The organism is Pseudomonas sp. Marseille-P9899, assembly GCF_903166565.1.
Lineage (GTDB): Bacteria > Pseudomonadota > Gammaproteobacteria > Pseudomonadales > Pseudomonadaceae > Aquipseudomonas > Aquipseudomonas huaxiensis.
The window spans coordinates 151,717-170,000 of sequence record NZ_CAESCG010000001.1 but is presented as its reverse complement, the minus strand read 5'-3'; the positions used below and the strand labels follow the sequence as shown (position 1 = coordinate 170,000).

General features: G+C 63.5%; 20 protein-coding genes. 13 read left to right on the top strand and 7 right to left on the bottom strand.

Annotation, left to right across the window (positions count from 1 at the left end; genetic code table 11):
• Positions 1–342: 342 nt before the first annotated feature.
• Both rhtA and HWV67_RS00825 read left to right on the top strand, forming a co-directional pair.
• On the top strand, positions 343–1,230 hold the full coding sequence (rhtA, locus tag HWV67_RS00830) for a threonine/homoserine exporter RhtA (RefSeq protein WP_175649526.1): 888 nt from the start codon (positions 343–345) through the stop codon (positions 1,228–1,230).
• 179 nt (positions 1,231–1,409) lie between these two features.
• Positions 1,410–1,691, top strand: a complete 282-nt coding sequence (locus HWV67_RS00825) for a hypothetical protein (RefSeq protein WP_110972607.1) — start codon at positions 1,410–1,412, stop codon at positions 1,689–1,691.
• A gap of 52 nt (positions 1,692–1,743) precedes the next feature.
• On the opposite strand, the gene HWV67_RS00820 is transcribed toward HWV67_RS00825, so the two are convergent.
• Together HWV67_RS00820 and HWV67_RS00815 are read right to left on the bottom strand one after the other, a co-directional pair.
• A complete protein-coding gene (locus HWV67_RS00820) occupies positions 1,744–3,558 on the bottom strand; it encodes an aminopeptidase P family protein (RefSeq protein WP_175649525.1) in 1,815 nt (604 codons plus the stop codon).
• A 57-nt stretch (positions 3,559–3,615) separates the two neighbouring features.
• Positions 3,616–4,776 carry a cysteine desulfurase family protein gene (locus tag HWV67_RS00815; protein WP_175649524.1) on the bottom strand — a complete coding sequence of 387 codons (1,161 nt, stop codon included), beginning with the start codon at positions 4,774–4,776 and terminating at the stop codon, positions 3,616–3,618.
• A gap of 204 nt (positions 4,777–4,980) precedes the next feature.
• Here HWV67_RS00815 and HWV67_RS00810 point away from each other — a divergent pair, with 204 nt between their 5' ends.
• Together HWV67_RS00810 and HWV67_RS00805 are read left to right on the top strand one after the other, a co-directional pair.
• A complete protein-coding gene (locus tag HWV67_RS00810) occupies positions 4,981–6,084 on the top strand; it encodes a DUF3182 family protein (RefSeq protein ID WP_175649523.1) in 1,104 nt (367 codons plus the stop codon).
• Positions 6,071–6,841: an alpha/beta hydrolase family protein gene (locus tag HWV67_RS00805; protein ID WP_110972611.1), complete on the top strand. Its 771-nt coding sequence runs from the start codon at positions 6,071–6,073 to the stop codon at positions 6,839–6,841. Before HWV67_RS00810 ends, HWV67_RS00805 begins: the two co-directional genes overlap by 14 nt.
• On the opposite strand, the gene HWV67_RS00800 is transcribed toward HWV67_RS00805, so the two are convergent.
• Complete coding sequence (locus HWV67_RS00800) at positions 6,836–7,207, bottom strand: antibiotic biosynthesis monooxygenase (RefSeq protein WP_110972612.1); 372 nt, start codon at positions 7,205–7,207, stop codon at positions 6,836–6,838. The two genes, HWV67_RS00805 and HWV67_RS00800, sit on opposite strands and share 6 nt — an antisense overlap.
• Positions 7,208–7,355: 148 nt before the next feature.
• Between HWV67_RS00800 and soxR the strand changes: the two genes are divergently transcribed.
• Positions 7,356–7,805: a redox-sensitive transcriptional activator SoxR gene (gene soxR, locus HWV67_RS00795; protein WP_175649522.1), complete on the top strand. Its 450-nt coding sequence runs from the start codon at positions 7,356–7,358 to the stop codon at positions 7,803–7,805.
• 2 nt (positions 7,806–7,807) lie between these two features.
• On the opposite strand, the gene HWV67_RS00790 is transcribed toward soxR, so the two are convergent.
• Positions 7,808–8,779: a GlxA family transcriptional regulator gene (locus HWV67_RS00790; protein WP_175649521.1), complete on the bottom strand. Its 972-nt coding sequence runs from the start codon at positions 8,777–8,779 to the stop codon at positions 7,808–7,810.
• A gap of 103 nt (positions 8,780–8,882) precedes the next feature.
• On the opposite strand from HWV67_RS00790, the gene HWV67_RS00785 reads away from it, so the two are divergent.
• Entirely contained in the window at positions 8,883–9,431 is a 549-nt protein-coding gene (locus HWV67_RS00785) for a cysteine hydrolase family protein (RefSeq protein WP_175649520.1), read from the top strand.
• A gap of 1 nt (position 9,432) precedes the next feature.
• On the opposite strand, the gene HWV67_RS00780 is transcribed toward HWV67_RS00785, so the two are convergent.
• On the bottom strand, positions 9,433–9,996 hold the full coding sequence (locus HWV67_RS00780; protein ID WP_175649519.1) for a helix-turn-helix domain-containing protein: 564 nt from the start codon (positions 9,994–9,996) through the stop codon (positions 9,433–9,435).
• Positions 9,997–10,083: 87 nt separating this feature from the next.
• Between HWV67_RS00780 and HWV67_RS00775 the strand changes: the two genes are divergently transcribed.
• The 7 genes from HWV67_RS00775 (at position 10,084) to HWV67_RS00745 (ending at position 17,234) form a co-directional block, all read left to right on the top strand.
• The gene (locus HWV67_RS00775; protein ID WP_175649518.1) at positions 10,084–11,028 is read left to right on the top strand and encodes a DMT family transporter; all 945 of its coding nucleotides are present in this window, start codon (positions 10,084–10,086) and stop codon (positions 11,026–11,028) included.
• Between the two features lie 145 nt (positions 11,029–11,173).
• The gene (locus tag HWV67_RS00770; RefSeq protein ID WP_175649517.1) at positions 11,174–14,089 is read left to right on the top strand and encodes a monovalent cation/H+ antiporter subunit A; all 2,916 of its coding nucleotides are present in this window, start codon (positions 11,174–11,176) and stop codon (positions 14,087–14,089) included.
• A complete protein-coding gene (locus HWV67_RS00765; RefSeq protein WP_009394682.1) occupies positions 14,089–14,433 on the top strand; it encodes a Na+/H+ antiporter subunit C in 345 nt (114 codons plus the stop codon). Before HWV67_RS00770 ends, HWV67_RS00765 begins: the two co-directional genes overlap by 1 nt.
• On the top strand, positions 14,430–16,115 hold the full coding sequence (locus HWV67_RS00760; protein ID WP_175649516.1) for a monovalent cation/H+ antiporter subunit D: 1,686 nt from the start codon (positions 14,430–14,432) through the stop codon (positions 16,113–16,115). Before HWV67_RS00765 ends, HWV67_RS00760 begins: the two co-directional genes overlap by 4 nt.
• A complete protein-coding gene (locus HWV67_RS00755) occupies positions 16,112–16,600 on the top strand; it encodes a Na+/H+ antiporter subunit E (protein ID WP_175649515.1) in 489 nt (162 codons plus the stop codon). The genes HWV67_RS00760 and HWV67_RS00755 overlap by 4 nt, the downstream gene beginning before the upstream one ends.
• Complete coding sequence (locus HWV67_RS00750) at positions 16,597–16,875, top strand: K+/H+ antiporter subunit F (protein WP_095157587.1); 279 nt, start codon at positions 16,597–16,599, stop codon at positions 16,873–16,875. Before HWV67_RS00755 ends, HWV67_RS00750 begins: the two co-directional genes overlap by 4 nt.
• A complete protein-coding gene (locus tag HWV67_RS00745; RefSeq protein WP_095157589.1) occupies positions 16,872–17,234 on the top strand; it encodes a Na+/H+ antiporter subunit G in 363 nt (120 codons plus the stop codon). The genes HWV67_RS00750 and HWV67_RS00745 overlap by 4 nt, the downstream gene beginning before the upstream one ends.
• Here HWV67_RS00745 and HWV67_RS00740 read toward each other — a convergent pair.
• Both HWV67_RS00740 and HWV67_RS00735 read right to left on the bottom strand, forming a co-directional pair.
• Entirely contained in the window at positions 17,228–17,428 is a 201-nt protein-coding gene (locus HWV67_RS00740; protein WP_175649514.1) for a hypothetical protein, read from the bottom strand. The two genes, HWV67_RS00745 and HWV67_RS00740, sit on opposite strands and share 7 nt — an antisense overlap.
• Positions 17,425–17,892, bottom strand: coding sequence for a hypothetical protein (locus HWV67_RS00735; RefSeq protein ID WP_095157593.1), 468 nt, complete (start codon positions 17,890–17,892; stop codon positions 17,425–17,427). The genes HWV67_RS00740 and HWV67_RS00735 overlap by 4 nt, the downstream gene beginning before the upstream one ends.
• Positions 17,893–18,284 lie beyond the last annotated feature (392 nt).

Below are 18,284 nucleotides of genomic sequence, written 5' to 3'. Positions count from 1 at the left end.
ACACTTGACTCGCTGCGATCTCTCGTCAGCGGGAGGCGAATTCTACAGCGTTACAACCTGCTGTCAACTGCCTTTTTTCACCGCTTTCGGTGGAGACCGAAACACTTCCTACGCTACCTGAAACTTCTAACTCGTTGAATCTCAAGGAGTTTTCCGTTTCGACTGCGCCGGAAGTGGGGCGAATTATAGACAGATTGAACGGGGCGTCAAGGGTTTATTTGAAATACGGGTCAACAAAGAAATATGCGCACTATATTGCTCATTTACCCCGCAGTTGAGCATCATAGGCCCATCGGCGTAACTACCGCCCTGCCCTCCTATATAAAGGAACACCCAACCGCGATGAACACCCAAACCCGCAGCCTGGCCGCCACGCTGTTTCCTGTCGGCGTGCTGCTGATTGCAATGGCGTCGATTCAGTCTGGAGCGTCGCTCGCCAAAAGCCTGTTCCCGCTGGTTGGCCCGGAGGGCACCACGACGCTGCGCTTGCTGATCGCGAGCGTGATCATGTTGCTTCTGCTGCGCCCCTGGCGTGCACGGCTTACCGCCAGCACGCTGAAGACTGTGGTGGTTTACGGCGCCGCTTTGGGTGGCATGAATCTTCTCTTCTATATGTCGCTGCAAACTGTTCCGCTGGGCATCGCGGTGGCGCTGGAGTTCACCGGCCCGTTGGCAGTCGCGCTGTATGCGTCGCGCCGTCCGGTAGACTTTCTCTGGATCGGCATGGCCATCGCCGGCCTGCTGTTGCTGGTCCCTATCGGTGCGACCAGCTCGGGAATCGATCCGAAGGGTGCCTGCTACGCTCTGGCCGCCGGCGTTTGCTGGGCGCTTTATATCCTTTATGGGCAAAAAGCCGGCGCCGAGAACGGCATCCAGACCGCTGCCCTCGGGGTGGTCATTGCTGCAGTAGTCGTTGCCCCGATCGGCATCGTTCACGCCGGCACTGCATTGTTGAACCCTGCACTGATCCCGGTAGCCCTCAGCGTCGCGATTCTTTCCACCGCCCTGCCCTATAGCCTGGAAATGGTGGCCCTCACGCGCCTGCCGGCACGCACGTTCGGCACGCTGATGAGTATCGAACCCGCGTTTGGCGCTCTTTCCGGGTTACTGTTCCTTAATGAAGTGCTGAGCCTCACTCAATGGCTGGCGATCGCCGCCATCATTACAGCCTCGGTCGGCGCTACGCTGTCCATGCGCAAGGACACTCCACCGCTGGTGGCTGCCGACTGATTGAGAAATATTTTCATTTAAAAGTGATATGAATGATTGTGTCGGCCCGGCAACCCTGTTTAAGCTGTGAACGGCGTCTTAGTTTGAACCTTTCAAATCGGAGCAGGGACGAATAAGCATCAGGACGATGCCAAGCACACAAACACGGGCACAGACCCGCGAATGCGTTAAGGACAGGAATGAAACGAATTTTGCTCATCCTCGCCATTCTGGCCGTTGCCGGTTGTGCCGCAACCGCCAAGGACGAAGTCAAGCGTGGCAAGAAAGGGCTGCACATCAACTGCTCTGGCCTGTCCTCCTCCTGGAACAAGTGCTACAGCAAAGCTGAAAGCTCTTGCGGCACCAAAGGCTACAAGGTCATCGCAAAATCCGGCGACGGCGATGAAGAGCCCGGCGACTATCCGTTCGGCATCAATCCAGCGGGCTACACCAGCCGCAGCATGATCGTCATCTGCAAGTAAGAAAGGGCAACCCGTGGGTTGCCCTTCTTTATTAATGCAGCATTTTGCCGACCTAAGCGCTGATTGCCGCCGTTCTCTCCTGCAGCCACGCAAGCGCTGCACCGCTCAGCAATGGTTCGAGCCGACGCCGTACCTGCGCGTGATAGCCGTTCAGCCACTCGACATCCTCGCTTCCGAGCCTTTCGATCAGCAAGCAACGCGTATCAATCGGGCACAGGGTCAAGGTTTCGAACTCAAGGAAGTCGCCGAACGCACTCTTTGCCGACTCGCGATTGAACACCAGATTTTCGATCCGAACGCCCCACTGCCCCGGACGATAAGTGCCCGGCTCGATGGAGGTGATCATCCCCGCCTGCATGGCCGTCTGTGGCGCGGCGGCGGCCTGATAGGCAATCACCTGCGGCCCTTCATGAACATTCATGAAGTAGCCCACGCCGTGACCGGTGCCGTGGCCGTAATCGACATGCTCTGCCCACAGTGGCGCCCGGGCGATGGCATCGAGTAGCGGCGACAGAATGCCCCGTGGAAACTTCACTCGCGACAACGCGATCATGCCCTTGAGCACCCGCGTGCAATCTTCTTTCTGTGCCTGACTAGGCGTCCCAATCGGCACCATACGGGTGATATCGGTGGTCCCGCCCAGATATTGCCCGCCAGAATCGATCAGCAGCAGGCCATCGCCTTCGATCCGCGCGTGAGAGGCTTCCGTGGCCCGATAGTGCGGCATCGCACCGTTGGCATTGAAGGCGGCGATGGTCGCGAAGCTGAGTGAAACGAAACCGGGGCGCCGCGCCCTCTCGGCGCTCAGGCGCTCATCGACGGTTACTTCGGTAACCGTCTCGCGGGTCTGGGCGACCTCGAACCAAGAGAAGAACTCACACAGCGCCGCACCATCCTGCTCCATGACCTGGCGGATGTGCGCAAGGTCCGCCTCGCTCTTGCGCGACTTGGCCAGGGTGGTCGGGTTGATCCCCTCCACCAGTCGCACGCCTTCATTAAGGTTCGCCAACAGGCCACTGGTGACCTTGGCCGGATCGACCAACAGGCTGCTGCCCGCCAGAATCGCGGCGAGACTGGCGGAAATCGCCGGGTAATCCCGCACCTCTACGCCATCGGCAGCCAGAACCTTGCGCAGTTGAGCATCGACCTTGCCTTCACCGACAAACAGCAGCGCCGTATCGCGGCTGACCAGCGCAAAGGAGACAAAGACCGGGTTGTAGGAAACATCACTGCCACGCAGGTTGAACAACCAGGCGATGTCATCGACGGTGGCAATGAAATGCCAGTCCGCACCACGCTCCGCGAGGCTCTGACGCAGGGTGTTCAACTTGTCGACGCGGCTGACCGTTGCCTGCGGTGGCAAATGCTCATAGACCGGGTTGGTGGGCAGCGCCGGGCGATCGTCCCAGACGCCCGTGAGCAGGTCCTTGTGCATCATCAGTCGGACATTGCGCGCCTTCAGTCGATCGCCCAATTGCCGGGCCGAGGCCAGGGCCATGACTGCGCCGTCCACCGCCACAGTGCCATCGGCGGGCGCATTATCGGCCAGCCAGTCCAACGGACCCGGGCGACCCGGCTGCAGCTTGACCAGCTCGATCCCGCTACCGGCCAATTCCCGCTCGGCCTGCTCCCAATAACGACTGTCGGCCCAGAGGCCGGCAAAGTCCACGGTCAGCACCAAGGTGCCGACCGAGCCGTGGAAGCCCGAGAGCCACCGGCGCGCCTGCCAGTAGCCCGGCAGGTATTCGGAAAGATGGGGGTCGGCGGAAGGCACGAACAACGCATCGACCCCTTCGTTGCGCATCACCTGACGCAGGCGCGCCACTCGTGTACTGATCGCATCCTGCGCTGTCGGCTGACTGTTCATGCTTACTCCTGTCACTACCACGGCCATTCATTCTGGCCGCTGATAATGGAGCAGGCATCAGCCTCGGGCAACTCCCCAGAACGGCGCCGGACGCAGCGCAGCCCTTATCGCGCGGGCCGCCTGGTCGATATCCGCCTCGTGGGTGAAACGTCCGAGGCTCAGGCGGATGGTCTGACTCGCCAGGTATTCGTCATGCCCCAGCGCCAGCAACACGTGGGAAGGCGCGCTGCTACCGGAGTTACAGGCCGAGGTGGAGGAAAATGCCAGTGTTGCGCCGAGTGCGGAGAGGTCCAGCGAATCGCCGCTGAAAGTCAGGCTGAGGGTGTGGGGGATGGCGTGTTGAGCGTTACCGTTGAGCTGCAATCCGGAAATATCACGCAACTGTTCCAGCAGGCGATCACGCAAACATCGGATGCGTGCCACCTCCTCGTCCTGCACCTCGCCGGCCAGGGCGAACGCCGCACCCATCGCAGCGATCTGGTGCGTTGCGAGGGTGCCGGAGCGCAAGCCGCCTTCGTGACCGCCGCCGTGGATCTGCGCCTGCAATAGGGGTCGGGCGCGTTCGCCAACATACAGTGCACCGATACCCTTGGGTCCGTAGACCTTGTGCGCAGAGAACGACACCACATCCAGCGGCCACTCGCTCAGGTCGATTGCCACTTTGCCGGCCGCCTGCGCGGCATCTACATGCAACAGCGCGCCATGGCGCCGAACGATTTCACCGATGGCGCGAACATCATTCAGCGTGCCCAGCTCATTGTTCACCAGCATCAGCGAGACCAGGAACGTGTCCGGCCGCAAGGCCGCCAATACGGCGCGCGGGGTAATCTGCCCGTTCGTATCCGGGGTGAGGTAAGTCACCTCGAAGCCGGCGTCCTGCAACTGCCGGGCGGTGTCGAGCACGGCTTTGTGTTCGACCCGGCTGGTGATGATGTGCCCGCCGCTGCGGCCCTGGGCCAGGCCCTTCAGCGCGAGGTTGTTCGACTCGGTGGCGCCGGAGGTCCAGACCAGTTGATCGGCACGCGCGCCCACCAATGACGCGACCTGTTGCCGGGCCAGTTCAACGGCTTGCCGCGCCTGCTGGCCATAGCGGTGCGAACTGGACGCCGGGTTGCCGAAATTGCCGGCTGCGCCCAGGCACTTGACCATCACGTCAATGACTCGCTCGTCGACGGGCGTCGTGGCGGCATAGTCGAAATACAGCGGTAGATTTTCCATGGTTCAAGGCTCTCTGGCAGTTGTCGCCCAGGAACGCAGCGCGCTTCCCGAATCCTGATGCCATAGTGCCTCAAGCCAACATAGAACTAATAATTATCAATTTTCATATTTATATAACTTTTAGTAGAAAAGCCCGATTAGCGCTGAACTTCCGCTTGGTCGCGCGCTTCAGAACAGATATCCCTTGCTGCTGGAGCGCCTACCATGCCCCGCCGGACCGACCGCAAGCACGGCGTGTTGTTGCTCGATACCCGCGAGAGCACGCCCGACCACGAACGCGCCGTCCACCGCAAGCTGGCCGAACACCTCGCGGCGCTGCTGCATACCGAGGTGGTGGACACCGAGGCCGATGACAGCGGAGACCTCTACTACCTCCCCACCTCGACGCTGATCGAACCTGCGCGCTATCGGGAACTGGGCATCACCTCGATCGCCGATTTCTTCGGCGGCATGGTCACTCATCCCTACATGGCGACCAAAGCCATCTCTCACCCCTTGCCCGCCAGCGCCACCTTTCCGCTCGGCTGGACCGACGACTTCGCCCGCCGCGCCAGTGATGCCCTGCTCAAGGGCTACACGGTGTTCAGCATCGATGATGCCCGGCGCGCCGCAGCGCTTTTGCTCCAGGACGGGCCGCTGCGGCTGAAGCCGGTGCGGGCCACCGCCGGTCGCGGCCAAACGGTGATCGAGAACCTGAACGCCCTGGAAGCCGAGCTGCGGCAAATGGACGAAGACGAATTGGCCCTCTGGGGCCTGGTGCTGGAGGAGAACCTTGAGCAGGTTGAAACATTCAGTGTCGGCCAGGCGCTGGTAGCCGGTATCACCTGCAGCTACTACGGCGTGCAGAGCCTGACCACCGATCATCAGGGCGTGTCGGTGTACGGCGGTTCGGACCTGGTGCTGGTGCGCGGCGGCTACGACGAGCTGCTGCAACTGGAGCTGGAAGATCCGTTGCGTCTGGCAATCACCCAGGCCCGAACCTACGAGCAGGCGGCGATGCAGGCTTTTCCCGGCTTTCTCGCGTCCCGGCGCAATTACGACGTAGCCCGCGGCTTGACGCCCCACGGCAGCGTGCGCAGCGGCGTATTGGAGCAATCCTGGCGCATCGGCGGCGCCAGCAGCGCGGAGTTGCTGGCGCTGCGGGCATTTTCCGAGGACCCGGCCCTGCAACGCATCCGCGCCTCGACCCACGAGGTGTTCGACGAGGTGCAATTGCCCGCGGACGCGACGCTTTTCTACCAAGGGGACGACTGTGAAGTCGGACGCATCTGTAAATACGCGAGGATCCGCGCCTATGACCATCCATAGCGAAACCCTCGACATCCTTGTCGACGGCGAAAACATCGCCGGAACGCTGCTCAGCCCCAGTGCGAAAGTTCCGGGGATTCTGTTCGTCCACGGTTGGGGCGGCAGCCAGCAACGCGACCTGGCCCGGGCCAAGCACATCACCGGGCTAGGTTGCGTGTGCATGACCTTCGACCTGCGCGGCCATGAGAAAACCGAAAGCCAGCGCCGCAGCGTCACCCGCGAGCAGAATTTCGCCGACGTGCTGGCGGCCTACGACAAGCTGGTCGGCCACCCGGCGGTGGATACCAGTTCCATCGCCGTGATCGGTAGCAGTTACGGCGGCTACCTGGCCACATTGCTGACGCGCCAGCGCCCGGTGAAATGGCTGGCGCTGCGGGTGCCGGCGTTGTACTGGGATGACGAATGGAGCGCGCCCAAGCAGGGCCTCGACCGCCAACGCCTGTCGCAATACCGACTGATGACCCTTGGCCCCGGCGACAACCGCGCACTGGCGGCGTGCGCCGAATTTTCCGGTGACGTCCTGCTGGTGGAGTCGGAGCAGGACGACTATGTGCCCCACAGCACCTTGATGAGCTACCGCTCGGCCTTTGGTTGCGCCCATTCGCTGACCCACCGGATCGTCGACGGCGCCGACCACGCGCTGTCCAGCGACCGCAGCCAGAAAGCCTACAGCGCCCTGCTCACCGCCTGGATCAGCGAGATGGTGATCGGCGCCCGGCTTGATCGTTATCCGCACCATTCACCCTGGTACTCATAGCGCCTGGTGCGGCGCAACCTGGCAATGCAGCCCGCCCTCGGCGGTGCGCGCGAGGCTGCTGAGGGTCTGGAAGGCGGAGAAATTCACGCCCCGGGCCAGGTGCTCGCGCAGCAGATCGAGAAACGGTTCCTGGTCGAAGCTGGCGATGGCGGCCTCCCAGGCGGAGCGCGACTGCCATTGCAAGTATTGCAGCACCCGACTGCCGTCGTCACTGGCCTGCACGCTGATCCCCAGCAGCCCGGCGTGCTCGAACGCCAGCCGCTCGCTGCGTGCCGCCAGAGCATGGGCCAGTGCCTGCTGGCGTAACGGGGCCACTTCGAATTCGATCAGTTGGGTGAAACAGAGACTGTTTGCTACCGCCATCATGAAAAATCTCTCCGTTGTCGGGTAGGCAAGGTCAGCGAGTAAACGCGTTGGGCTTCGGCGCGAAAGGCTGCGCGGCAAGCCTGCACTTGTGGTGCATGGCCCGGCACGGTAAAACCTCCAGTTAACTCAAGGTCAAGAGATTCTTTGCATGGACGACAAAAGCCTGAGCGTCGGCCAACTGGCCACGCGCAGCGGCGTCGCGGTCACCGCGCTGCACTTCTACGAGAGTAAGGGGCTGATCTTCAGCACCCGCAATGCTGGCAACCAGCGGCGTTTTCCTCGGGAAACCCTGCGCCGGGTGGCGGTGATCAAGATGGCGCAGCGCCTCGGCCTGCCGCTGTCGAGCATTCACGCCGCGTTACAGAGCCTGCCCAGCCATCGCGCGCCCAACGCCGCGGACTGGCGCCGCCTGTCAGCTCAATGGCGTGCTGACCTGACCGAGCGAATCGACAAGTTGATGTTGCTGCGCGACCAGCTCGACGGCTGTATCGGCTGTGGCTGCATGTCGATGCAGAGCTGCCCCCTGCGCAACCACCATGACCAGTTGGCCGAGCAGGGCCCCGGGCCGCACTTGCCCGCGCTCGCCGAGGAACACTGAAATCAGGCCTGACCAGTCACCTGTTTGCGGTACTCGCCGGGGGCCAGACCGGTGACTTTGTGGAAGACCTTGCGGAACGCGCCGGGGTCCTGATAGCCGACACCCCAGGCGATCTGATCGATGCTGCGGCGGGTGAATTCGAGCATCCGGCAGGCCCGTCCGACCCGCACTTGCTGGCAGTACTCGGTGGGTTTGAGCCCGGTGGCGCCCCGAAAACGCCGGAGAAAGGTGCGCTCTTCAAGGCCCGCGCATTCGGCCATGACCGCGACGCTGACGTCCCGCGCGCCAGTGCTCTGCAACCAGTGCTGAACCTTCAACACCGCTTCGTCGCCGTGATCCAGACGCGGACTGAAGGTGCTGCCCGCAGGCTTGAGCTGGACCGGCTGCACCGCGAGAAAACGCGCGGTTTCGCTCGCCAGGGTGTGACCCAGGAAGCGCTCCACCAGGTTCAGGCCGACTTCGGTCCAGGCCATCAGTCCGGCGCTGGTGATCACATCACCGTCGTCCAGCAGCGGCAGGTTGGCCTCGACTTTGACCTGGGGAAAACGCTCGGCCAGCGACTGGGCGAAGGTCCAGTGGGTAGACGCCGAACGGCCATCGAGCACACCGCTGGCGGCGATGAAAAATACCCCGACGCAGACCGACGCCAGCAATGCGCCGTCGGCGTGCCATTCGCGCAACTGCCCGCGATAGCGCTCCAGCACTTCGCTGGACAACTCCGAGCCCAGGCTCGGCGGCACGATCATCACCCGCGGCTGGTGGCGTGGCTGTGGCTGGCTGTCGAAGGTCACTCTCAGCGCGCCGTCCACGTCCTGCCAGTGGCAAACCCGCAGCGGTGCCTGCTGGCGCACACCGAGGTCGGCGGCCAGGCGATTGGCCACGCTGAACAGGTCGGTCATGCCATACACCGCGGCCATCTGCGCCCCCGGGTACATCAGGATGCCGATCTCGGTTGCGTCGCCCACACAGGTCATTGTCAGTTTTTCCCGTCAAATTGTCGGTCGCGCCAATCTTCAACAGCGCCGCGCAAGCCTATAACTATCCGCCACACCATCACCATCCTCCTGAGGAAGCAGCATGAGCAAGCACGCCCTGATCATCATCGACATCCAGAACGATTATTTCCCCGGCGGTAAATGGACCCTGGCCGGCGCCGACGCGGCCGCCGACAACGCCGCCAAGGCGCTGGCCGCGGCCCGTGAGCGCGGCGACTTCGTGGTTCATGTCCGGCATGAATTCGAATCCGCCGATGCGCCATTCTTCACGCCCGGTTCGGAAGGTGCGCGGATCCATTCGAAAGTGGCCGCCCGCGACGGCGAGGCCGTGGTGCTCAAACACAAGGTCAACGCCTTCCTCGACACGCCGCTGCTGCGTCTGCTGGAAGAACAGCGGATCACCGACCTGACGGTGGTCGGCAGCATGAGCCATGTCTGTATCGATGCCGCGACCCGTGCCGCCGCGGACCTTGGCTACAGCGTCAGCGTGCTGCACGACGCCTGCGCCACCCTCGATGTCGAATTCAACGGAGTGAAGGTCCCGGCCGCCCAGGTGCATGCGGCGTACATGGCTGCGCTGGCGTTCGGCTACGCCAAGGTGATTTCTACCGAAGAATGGCTCGCGGCCTGAGTCAGATCACCACGTTGCGCACGAAGCGAGTCGCCACCTCGCCATCGTTGCGGTAGCAGTGGTTACGGTTGCTGGCGTAGCTGAGAAACTCGCCGGCAACCAGTTGGTGCTGCTGGTTGTCGATCAGCAGCGTCAGACAGCCTTCGAAGACGAAGACCTGCTCGCTGAAGCCTTCGGGGTCGGCGCTGGTGGTGTAGAGCTCGCCCGGTTCCAGGCGCCATTCCCACAGTTCCACCTCGCGGCGGGCGGGGGTGCTGGCCAGTAGCACCGCCTTGCTGGCGGGGTGCTCGCCGGCCCAGGCCAGTTCGTTGATGCGGCTGGAGTCGCGGTTGTCCGCAGCCTTGATCAGGTCACTGAAGGCCACGCCCAGCGCTTCGGCGATCAGGTCGAGGGTCGACAGGCTGACGTTTTTCTCTCCCGCCTCGATGGCCACCAGCATGCGTCGGCTGACACCGGAGTTCTGCGCCAGGGCGCTCTGGCTCAGGCCCGCGTCGTGACGCAGGCGGCGCACGTTCTGACTGACGTGCTGCAAGACCGAAGCGCGTGAATTGGAATCTTTGTCCACGTGGGTGCTCACTCGAAAGGGTTTGCGCAGTATACTGCCCAACTTTGCCGCGCATTGTGCGTCGCCCCCTCTTCTGTGTGCAAGGTCATGACTACCAATACCCCCTCGCGTGCGTCCTTCACTTTCCGCCTGAGCAAGGCGGAACTGGTGCTGGTGTTCATCACCATGCTCTGGGGCGGCACCTTCCTCATCGTGCACAACGTCATGACTGTCAGCGGTCCGATGTTCTTCGTCGGCCTGCGCTTCGCCGCCGCCGCATTGTTCGTCGGCGCCTTCTGCGCCCGCTCGCTGCCTGGCCTCACCCTGCTGGAACTGAAAGCCGGGGTGCTGATCGGCGTGTCGATCATGCTCGGCTATGGCCTGCAGACCGTCGGCCTGCAAACCATCAGCAGCAGCCAGTCGGCCTTCATCACCGCGCTCTACGTGCCCTTCGTACCGCTGTTGCAGTGGCTGGTGCTGGGGCGCCGTCCCGGTTTGATGCCGAGCCTGGGCATCGGCCTGGCGTTTGCCGGCCTGATGCTGCTGGCCGGCCCCAGCGGCGGCGCGGTGCAGTTCAGCCCCGGTGAAATCGCCACCCTGGTCAGCGCCGTGGCCATCGCCGCAGAGATCATTCTGATCAGCAACTATGCCGGCAAGGTGGATGTGCGCCGGGTCACCGTGGTGCAACTGGCCACTGCCTCGGCGCTGGCATTCATGATGGTGGTGCCGACCCAGGAACGCCTGCCGGACTTCTCCTGGCTGCTGCTGACCAGCGCCATCGGCCTCGGCGCCATGAGCGCGGTGATCCAGGTGGCAATGAACTGGGCGCAGAAGTCGGTTTCGCCAACCCGCGCTACGCTGATCTACGCAGGTGAACCGGTCTGGGCCGGGATTGTCGGACGTATTGCCGGTGATCGCCTGCCAGGCCTGGCCCTGGTCGGCGGATTGCTGATCGTGATCGCCGTGGTGGTGAGCGAACTGAAGATCAAACGCCGGGAAGAAAAGCCGGCTGTATGCGCCGCGGATGAGAAGGAAGCCGACCCGGGTCTCTAGCCAACCGGGTGCTTGTCCTGCGGAAACTGTTATAAGAAAAAAGATTTTTCTTACAATTCTTGTAAGGTTCTGCGACAGCTTCATGGTTGGTGATCCCATGGCTGTTCCGTATGATCCCTTACAAATTTCCGCAGATTAGATATCTATGTCCTTGATAGTTCTGCTGCTTCTGCCATTTGTTGGGAGCTGTCTGGCAGGTGTCCTGCCGCACAACGCGCGTAACGCCGAATCCGTGCTCGCCGGCATCGTTGCCCTGGTGGGCACGGTGCAAGTGGCCATGCTCTATCCGCAGATCGCCGATGGCGGGGTGATCCGCGAAGAAATGCTCTGGCTGCCGAGCATGGGCCTGAACGTGGTCCTGCGCATGGACGGCTTCGCCTGGCTGTTCTCCCTGCTGGTGCTGGGCATCGGCACCCTGGTGTCGCTGTACGCGCGTTACTACATGTCACCGCAAGACCCGGTGCCACGCTTCTTCGCCTTCTTCCTGGCCTTCATGGGCGCCATGCTCGGCCTGGTGATGTCGGGCAACCTGATCCAGATCGTGTTCTTCTGGGAACTGACCAGCCTGTTTTCCTTCCTGCTGATCGGCTACTGGCACCACCGTGCCGACGCCCGCCGCGGCGCCTATATGGCGCTGATGGTCACCGGGGCCGGAGGTTTATGCCTGCTGGCGGGGGTGATCCTGCTCGGCCATGTCGTCGGCAGCTATGACCTGGACAGGGTGCTGGCGTCCGGTGACGCCATCCGCAACCACGCCCTGTACCCGGTCCTGCTGCCCCTGATCCTGCTCGGCGCACTGACCAAGAGTGCGCAATTCCCCTTCCATTTCTGGCTGCCCCACGCAATGGCGGCGCCCACCCCGGTTTCGGCTTATCTGCACTCCGCGACCATGGTCAAGGCCGGGGTCTTCCTGCTCGCGCGGCTGTGGCCGGTGCTGTCCGGTACCGATGAATGGTTCTGGATCGTCGGCGGCGCCGGCGCCTGCACCCTGTTGCTGGGCGCCTATGCGGCGATGTTCCAGAACGACCTCAAGGGCCTGCTGGCCTATTCCACCATCAGCCACCTCGGCCTGATCACTTTGCTGCTGGGCCTCAACAGCCCGCTGGCGGCAGTGGCGGCGGTGTTCCATATCCTCAACCACGCCACCTTCAAGGCGTCGCTGTTCATGGCGGCAGGCATCATCGACCACGAAAGTGGCACCCGCGACATCCGCAAGCTCAGCGGGCTGTTCCGGTTGATCCCGTTCACCGCCACCCTGGCCATGGTGGCCAGCGCGTCCATGGCCGGCGTGCCGTTGATGAACGGCTTCCTCTCCAAGGAAATGTTCTTCGCCGAAACCGTGTTCATCACGTCCACCGCCTGGGTCGAGATGGCCCTGCCGGTGATCGCCACCCTGGCCGGGACGTTCAGCGTCGCCTATGCCCTGCGCTTCACCGTTGACGTGTTCTTCGGCCCGACCGCCACCGACCTGCCGCACACCCCGCACGAACCGCCACGCTGGATGCGTGCGCCGGTAGAGCTGCTGGTGCTGACCTGCCTGGTGGTGGGCATCTTCCCTGCGCAGTCGGTCGGCCCGCTGCTGGCCGCCGCCGCCTTGCCGGTGGTCGGCGGCACCCTGCCCGAGTACAGCCTGGCGGTCTGGCACGGCTGGAACGCGCCGCTGATCATGAGCCTGGTCGCCATGTGCGGCGGCATCCTGCTGTACCTGGCGCTGCGGACCCAGTTCCAGCACGGGCGCTTCCGCCATCCACCGTTTATCGAGCGTTTCAACGGCAAGCGCCTGTTCGAAAAAAGCCAGGTGTTGCTGATGCGCGTCGCCCGTTGGGGCGAGCGCGTGCTCACCACCCGGCGCCTGCAGAAACAACTGTTCATGCTGGTAACCGCCGCGCTGCTGGCCGGCATGCTGCCGCTGCTGCACCACGGCCTGAGCTGGGGCCACCGGCCGAAGATCCCGGGTTCCGGGGTGTTCGTGATGCTCTGGCTGATCGCAATCGCCTGCGCCATCGGCGCCGCCTGGCAAGCCAAGTACCACCGTCTGGCGGCATTGATCATGGTCAGCGTCTGCGGCCTGATGACCTGCATCACCTTCGTCTGGTTCTCCGCGCCGGACCTGGCGCTGACCCAACTGGTGGTGGAAGTGGTCACCACCGTGCTGATCCTGCTGGGCCTGCGCTGGCTGCCGCGACGGATCGAAGGCGTATCGCCTGCAGCCGGCTCGCAGGAACGGGCGCGCTGGCGCCGTCTGCGCGACCTGGTGCTGGCGGTGCTGGTGGGCGGCGGCATGGCGCTGCTGTCCTACGCCATGCTGACCCGTCCGACGCCGAACTTCATCTCGTCCTTCTACCTCAGCCGCGCCCTGCCGGAAGGCGGCGGGACCAACGTGGTCAACGTCATGCTGGTGGACTTCCGTGGTTTCGATACCCTCGGCGAGATCACCGTGCTGGTGGCCGTGGCGCTGGCGGTGTTCGCCCTGCTGCGGCGCTTCCGTCCGCCGCGCGAAAGCATCCAGTTGCCCGCCCAGCAGCGCTCGCTGGCGCCGGACGTGGTCACCGATCTGGTCAACCCGCGTAACGCTACCGATACCGCGCTGGGCTTCATGATGGTTCCGGCGGTGCTGGTGCGCCTGCTGCTGCCGATGGCGTTGCTGGTGTCGATGTACCTGTTCATGCGCGGCCACAACCAGCCGGGCGGCGGATTTGTCGCCGGCCTGGTGATGTCGGTGGCGTTCATTCTCCAGTACATGGTGGCCGGCACCCAGTGGGTCGAGGCGCAGATGAGCCTGCGGCCGCTGCGCTGGATGGGCACCGGGTTGCTCTGCGCGACCCTCACCGGAGTCGGCGCGCTGCTGTTCGGCTACCCGTTCCTGACCACGCACACCGCGCACCTGCACCTGCCGGTGCTGGGTGACCTGCACGTGGCCAGCGCGCTGTTCTTCGATATCGGGGTGTTCACCGTGGTGGTCGGCTCGACGCTGCTGATCCTCACGGCCCTCGCCCACCAGTCGGTTCGTGCCCACCGCCCGACCCAGCCCAAACCCACCACTCAAGGAGCCGCCGCCTGATGGAAGAAGTCATCGCTATAGCCATCGGTGTGCTCGCCGCCTCGGGCGTCTGGCTGATCCTGCGGCCACGGACCTATCAGGTCATCATGGGCCTGTGCCTGCTGTCCTACGGCGTCAACCTGTTCATCTTCAGCATGGGCAGCCTGTTTATCGGCAAAGAGCCGATCATCAAGGACGGCGTCCCGCAAGACCTGCTCAACTACACCGACCCCCTACCCCAGGCGCTGGTGCTGACGGCGATCGTCATCAGCTTCGCCATGACTGCACTGTTCCTCGTGGTGTTGCTGGCGTCCCGCGGCTTTACCGGCACTGACCATGTCGATGGACGGGAGCCCAAGGAATGAGTGGGATGCAACAACTGATCGTCACCCCGATCCTGCTACCGCTGCTGACTGCGGCGCTGATGCTGCTGCTCGGCGAAAAACGCCGGCCGCTCAAGGCCCGGATCAACCTGCTGTCCACCCTCACCGGGCTGTGCATCGCCATCGCCCTTCTGTTGTGGGTGCGTGACCAGGGCCAGGCGACGTCCATCGGCGTCTACCTGCCGGGCAACTGGGCCGCGCCCTTCGGCATCGTGCTGGTGCTCGACCGCCTCTCCGCGCTGATGCTGGTGCTGACCGGCATAGTCGGCATCAGCGCCCTGCTCTTCGCCCTGGCCCGCTGGGACCGGGCCGGCGCCAGCTTCCACGCACTGTTCCAGATCCAGTTGATGGGCCTGTACGGCGCCTTCCTGACCGGCGATCTGTTCAACCTGTTCGTGTTCTTCGAGGTGCTGCTGGCCGCGTCCTACGGTTTGCTGCTGCATGGCTCGGGGCGCTCGCGGGTCAAGGCCGGTCTGCATTACATCGCCATCAACCTGTTCGCTTCATCGCTGTTCCTGATCGGCGCGGCGATGCTCTACGGCGTGACCGGCACCCTGAACATGGCCGACCTGGCGCTGAAAATCCCGCTGGTGCCGGAGGCCGATCGCGGCCTGCTGCACGCTGGCGCAGCGATCCTGGCAATCGCCTTCCTGGCCAAGGCCGGAATCTGGCCGCTGAATTTCTGGCTGGTGCCGGCCTACTCCTCAGCCAGCGCCCCGGTGGCCGCGCTGTTCGCGATCATGACCAAGGTCGGCATCTACACCCTGCTGCGCCTGTGGACCCTGCTGTTCTCCGGGCAAGCCGGGGCCTCGGCCTACTTCGGTGGCGAATGGCTGGTGTACGGCGGCCTGGCGACCCTGGCCTGCGCCGCGCTGTCGATCCTCGCCGCGCAGCGCCTGGAGCGCCTCGCCAGCCTGAGCATTCTGGTGTCGGCCGGCACCCTGGTGGCGGCCATCGGCTTCGGCCAGACCGCGGTGACCTCCGCCGCGCTGTTCTACCTGGTCAGCTCGACCCTGGCGCTGTGCGCGCTGTTCCTCCTGGCGGAGCTGATCGAGCGCTCGCGCTCGGCCAACGAAATCCCCGAGGACGAGGAAGAAGACGCCATGCCCTCGCCGCTGGAATCGCTGCAACCGCCCAAGGGCATCAACCTGGACGACGAGCAGAAAGCCGTGGTCGGCCAGGTGATCCCGTGGACCATGGCGTTCCTCGGTTTCAGCTTTATCGCCTGCGCCCTGCTGGTGATCGGCATGCCGCCGCTGTCGGGGTTCGTTGGCAAGTTCAGCCTGATCACCGCACTGTTCAACCCACTGGGCCTGGGTGTCGAACCGGACCAGCCGGTGCCGATCACCGGTTGGGTGCTGGTGGCGTTGCTGGTGCTGTCCGGGATGGCTTCGCTGATTGCCCTGGTGCGGGTCGGCATCCAGCGCTTCTGGACGCCGCAGGAGCGCCCTTCGCCGCTGCTGCGCCTGTATGAATGCGTGCCCATCGTCGCCTTGCTGAGCCTGTGCGTGGTGCTCAGCCTGTGGGCCGAGCCGCTGATGCGCTACGCCCAGGACACCGCCGCCAGCCTGAGGGACCCCGGCGTCTACATCGAAGCCGTGCTGGGCACTCAGCCGATCCCCGGCCCGACCACCCTGAACAGCGTCGGGCAGGTGCAACCATGAAAAAACTCTTCCCCGCGCCGCTGCTGTCGCTGTCGCTGGCCGTGCTCTGGCTGGTGCTCAACCTCTCGGTAAGCCCCGGCAACCTGCTGCTGGCGATCCTGCTCGGCATCGTCGCGCCGCAACTGATGGCGCCGCTGCGCCCGCTACAAGCACGCATCCGCCATCCGGGCACCATCCTGCGCCTGATCCTGCGGGTCGGCGCGGATGTGCTGGTGTCCAACCTGCTGGTGTTTCGCAGTGTCTGGCAGGCCGGACGCCGGCCGCCGCGTTCGCAGTTCGTGCATATTCCGCTGGACCTGCGCGACGCCCACGGCCTGGCCGCGCTGGCAATGATCACCACAGTGGTTCCCGGCACGGTATGGTCGGAGCTGGCGCTGAACCGCAGCATCCTGCTGCTGCACGTTTTCGATCTGGACGATGAAGCGAGCTTCATCGAACACTTCAAGACCACGTATGAACGTCCGCTGATGGAGATTTTCGAATGACTGGCCTGCTTGCCAACGCCATCATCGCCAGCCTGTTCATCTTCGCCATTGCCATGGCGCTGACTTTGGTCCGCGTGTTCCGCGGCCCTTCGGCCCAGGACCGGGTATTGGCGCTGGACTACCTGTACATGCTGGGGATGCTGACGATGCTGGTGCTGGGTATCCGCTACGGCAGTGATACCTACTTCGAGGGCGCGCTGCTGATTGCCCTGTTCGGCTTTGTCGGCTCGTTCGCCCTGGCCAAATTCCTGTTGCGTGGCGAGGTGATCGAATGACCGCTCCGGTATTGCCGTTCTGGCTGGAAGTAGTGACCGCCGCGCTGATCCTGACCAGCGCCCTGTTCGCCCTGACCGGTGCCATCGGGCTGTTGCGCCTGAAGGACTTTTTCCAGCGCATGCATCCGCCGGCGCTGGCCTCGACCCTGGGCGCCTGGTGCGTGTCGCTGGCGTCGATCCTGTATTTCTCGGGGCTCAAGGAAACGCCAGTGCTGCATGCCTGGCTGATCCCGATCCTGCTGTCGATCACCGTGCCGGTGACCACCTTGCTGCTGGCCCGTACTGCGCTGTTTCGCAAGCGCATGGCCGGCGAGGACGTGCCCGATGAAGTCAGCGGCAGTCCCGAAAAGGATTATTGAAGCGACTGCTCGCTCAGGCGTTGCAGCTCGCGCCTGACCATGGCCGCGTACTCCGCAGGCTCAAGCTGGTAAAGCTGGCCGGCGACCCAGCTCAGCCACTGCCCTTTCAACTCGTCGCGGCGCGCCAGCAACTGGCGTGCCTGCGCTTCGGCGCGTGGTTGATGGCTGGCGTGGAATTCGCGCCGTCCGCTCACTCGCTGGCCTTGAAGGTCAGCTCGCCCTTGCGCCACTTGGCGGCCTTGGCGGTGGCGGCCTTGAGCACCTTCGACAGACCTTCTTCAATGCGCTCGTTAGCGGCGAACACCATCACCACGCCCTTGCCCTCGCGAAAGACGATGCCGTTGCCTTCCGGCACGCTGACAAAGGCGTACTCGCCCAGGCCATAGATGGTCAGCTTGATTTCACGGAAACGGATTTCGAACTTGCCGCCCTCACGGCTCGGCAGCACGGCAGCGCGGAAGTGGTCGCCGACTTTCAGCTCCAGGCGCTGCTTGTCGTCCACCACCAGCGACTCTTCGGTGTCGATCTCGGCCATGTAAAGGCCTTCGGGGCTCTGCTCGGTGACATAGACGTAACGCGACTGGAACAGCTTGACCAGTTTGCCGCGAAGGTCGCCCAGCACGAACAGGGCATGCATATCGAGATTGCTGACTGCCAATGAAAACTCCTCAAAAACCGCTATCACACAGGCGCACGGGCAAAAAACTCCCACGGGCACGCCGTTCTTCAATTCGAAGTCCAAAAGACTAGTGATTTGGAACTAAAAAGTAGCGGCTCTTTGGCGTTTCGCACTGCGGGAAAACGCACTATTCCATGCCAGCTATTGCCCGACGACGAACTAACCAGGGTTTTTTCCACTGGGCCGGGGCACACTTTCTGACAGCCCCACAGGAAAAAAATGCAGTGACTGCAAGATCAGGGAAGGGAATATGCCCGAAAACACGGAAATCCGTCGAGACTTTTTGAGCAACAAGCACCAAGCGGCAAGCCGCAAGAAAAGCATCCAACCGCGATGCTTTCGCTTCCAGCTTGCCGCTTGAGGTTTGCCGC

Excerpts from the sequence above, each read along its gene's own strand:
- rhtA (WP_175649526.1), top strand. The coding sequence starts at position 343 with ATGAACACCCAAACCCGCAGCCTGGCCGCCACGCTGTTTCCTGTCGGC.
- HWV67_RS00825 (WP_110972607.1), top strand. The coding sequence starts at position 1,410 with ATGAAACGAATTTTGCTCATCCTCGCCATTCTGGCCGTTGCCGGTTGT.
- HWV67_RS00820 (WP_175649525.1), bottom strand. The coding sequence starts at position 3,558 with ATGAACAGTCAGCCGACAGCGCAGGATGCGATCAGTACACGAGTGGCG.
- HWV67_RS00815 (WP_175649524.1), bottom strand. The coding sequence starts at position 4,776 with ATGGAAAATCTACCGCTGTATTTCGACTATGCCGCCACGACGCCCGTC.
- HWV67_RS00810 (WP_175649523.1), top strand. The coding sequence starts at position 4,981 with ATGCCCCGCCGGACCGACCGCAAGCACGGCGTGTTGTTGCTCGATACC.
- HWV67_RS00805 (WP_110972611.1), top strand. The coding sequence starts at position 6,071 with ATGACCATCCATAGCGAAACCCTCGACATCCTTGTCGACGGCGAAAAC.
- HWV67_RS00800 (WP_110972612.1), bottom strand. The coding sequence starts at position 7,207 with ATGATGGCGGTAGCAAACAGTCTCTGTTTCACCCAACTGATCGAATTC.
- soxR (WP_175649522.1), top strand. The coding sequence starts at position 7,356 with ATGGACGACAAAAGCCTGAGCGTCGGCCAACTGGCCACGCGCAGCGGC.
- HWV67_RS00790 (WP_175649521.1), bottom strand. The coding sequence starts at position 8,779 with ATGACCTGTGTGGGCGACGCAACCGAGATCGGCATCCTGATGTACCCG.
- HWV67_RS00785 (WP_175649520.1), top strand. The coding sequence starts at position 8,883 with ATGAGCAAGCACGCCCTGATCATCATCGACATCCAGAACGATTATTTC.
- HWV67_RS00775 (WP_175649518.1), top strand. The coding sequence starts at position 10,084 with ATGACTACCAATACCCCCTCGCGTGCGTCCTTCACTTTCCGCCTGAGC.
- HWV67_RS00770 (WP_175649517.1), top strand. The coding sequence starts at position 11,174 with ATGTCCTTGATAGTTCTGCTGCTTCTGCCATTTGTTGGGAGCTGTCTG.
- HWV67_RS00765 (WP_009394682.1), top strand. The coding sequence starts at position 14,089 with ATGGAAGAAGTCATCGCTATAGCCATCGGTGTGCTCGCCGCCTCGGGC.
- HWV67_RS00760 (WP_175649516.1), top strand. The coding sequence starts at position 14,430 with ATGAGTGGGATGCAACAACTGATCGTCACCCCGATCCTGCTACCGCTG.
- HWV67_RS00755 (WP_175649515.1), top strand. The coding sequence starts at position 16,112 with ATGAAAAAACTCTTCCCCGCGCCGCTGCTGTCGCTGTCGCTGGCCGTG.
- HWV67_RS00750 (WP_095157587.1), top strand. The coding sequence starts at position 16,597 with ATGACTGGCCTGCTTGCCAACGCCATCATCGCCAGCCTGTTCATCTTC.
- HWV67_RS00745 (WP_095157589.1), top strand. The coding sequence starts at position 16,872 with ATGACCGCTCCGGTATTGCCGTTCTGGCTGGAAGTAGTGACCGCCGCG.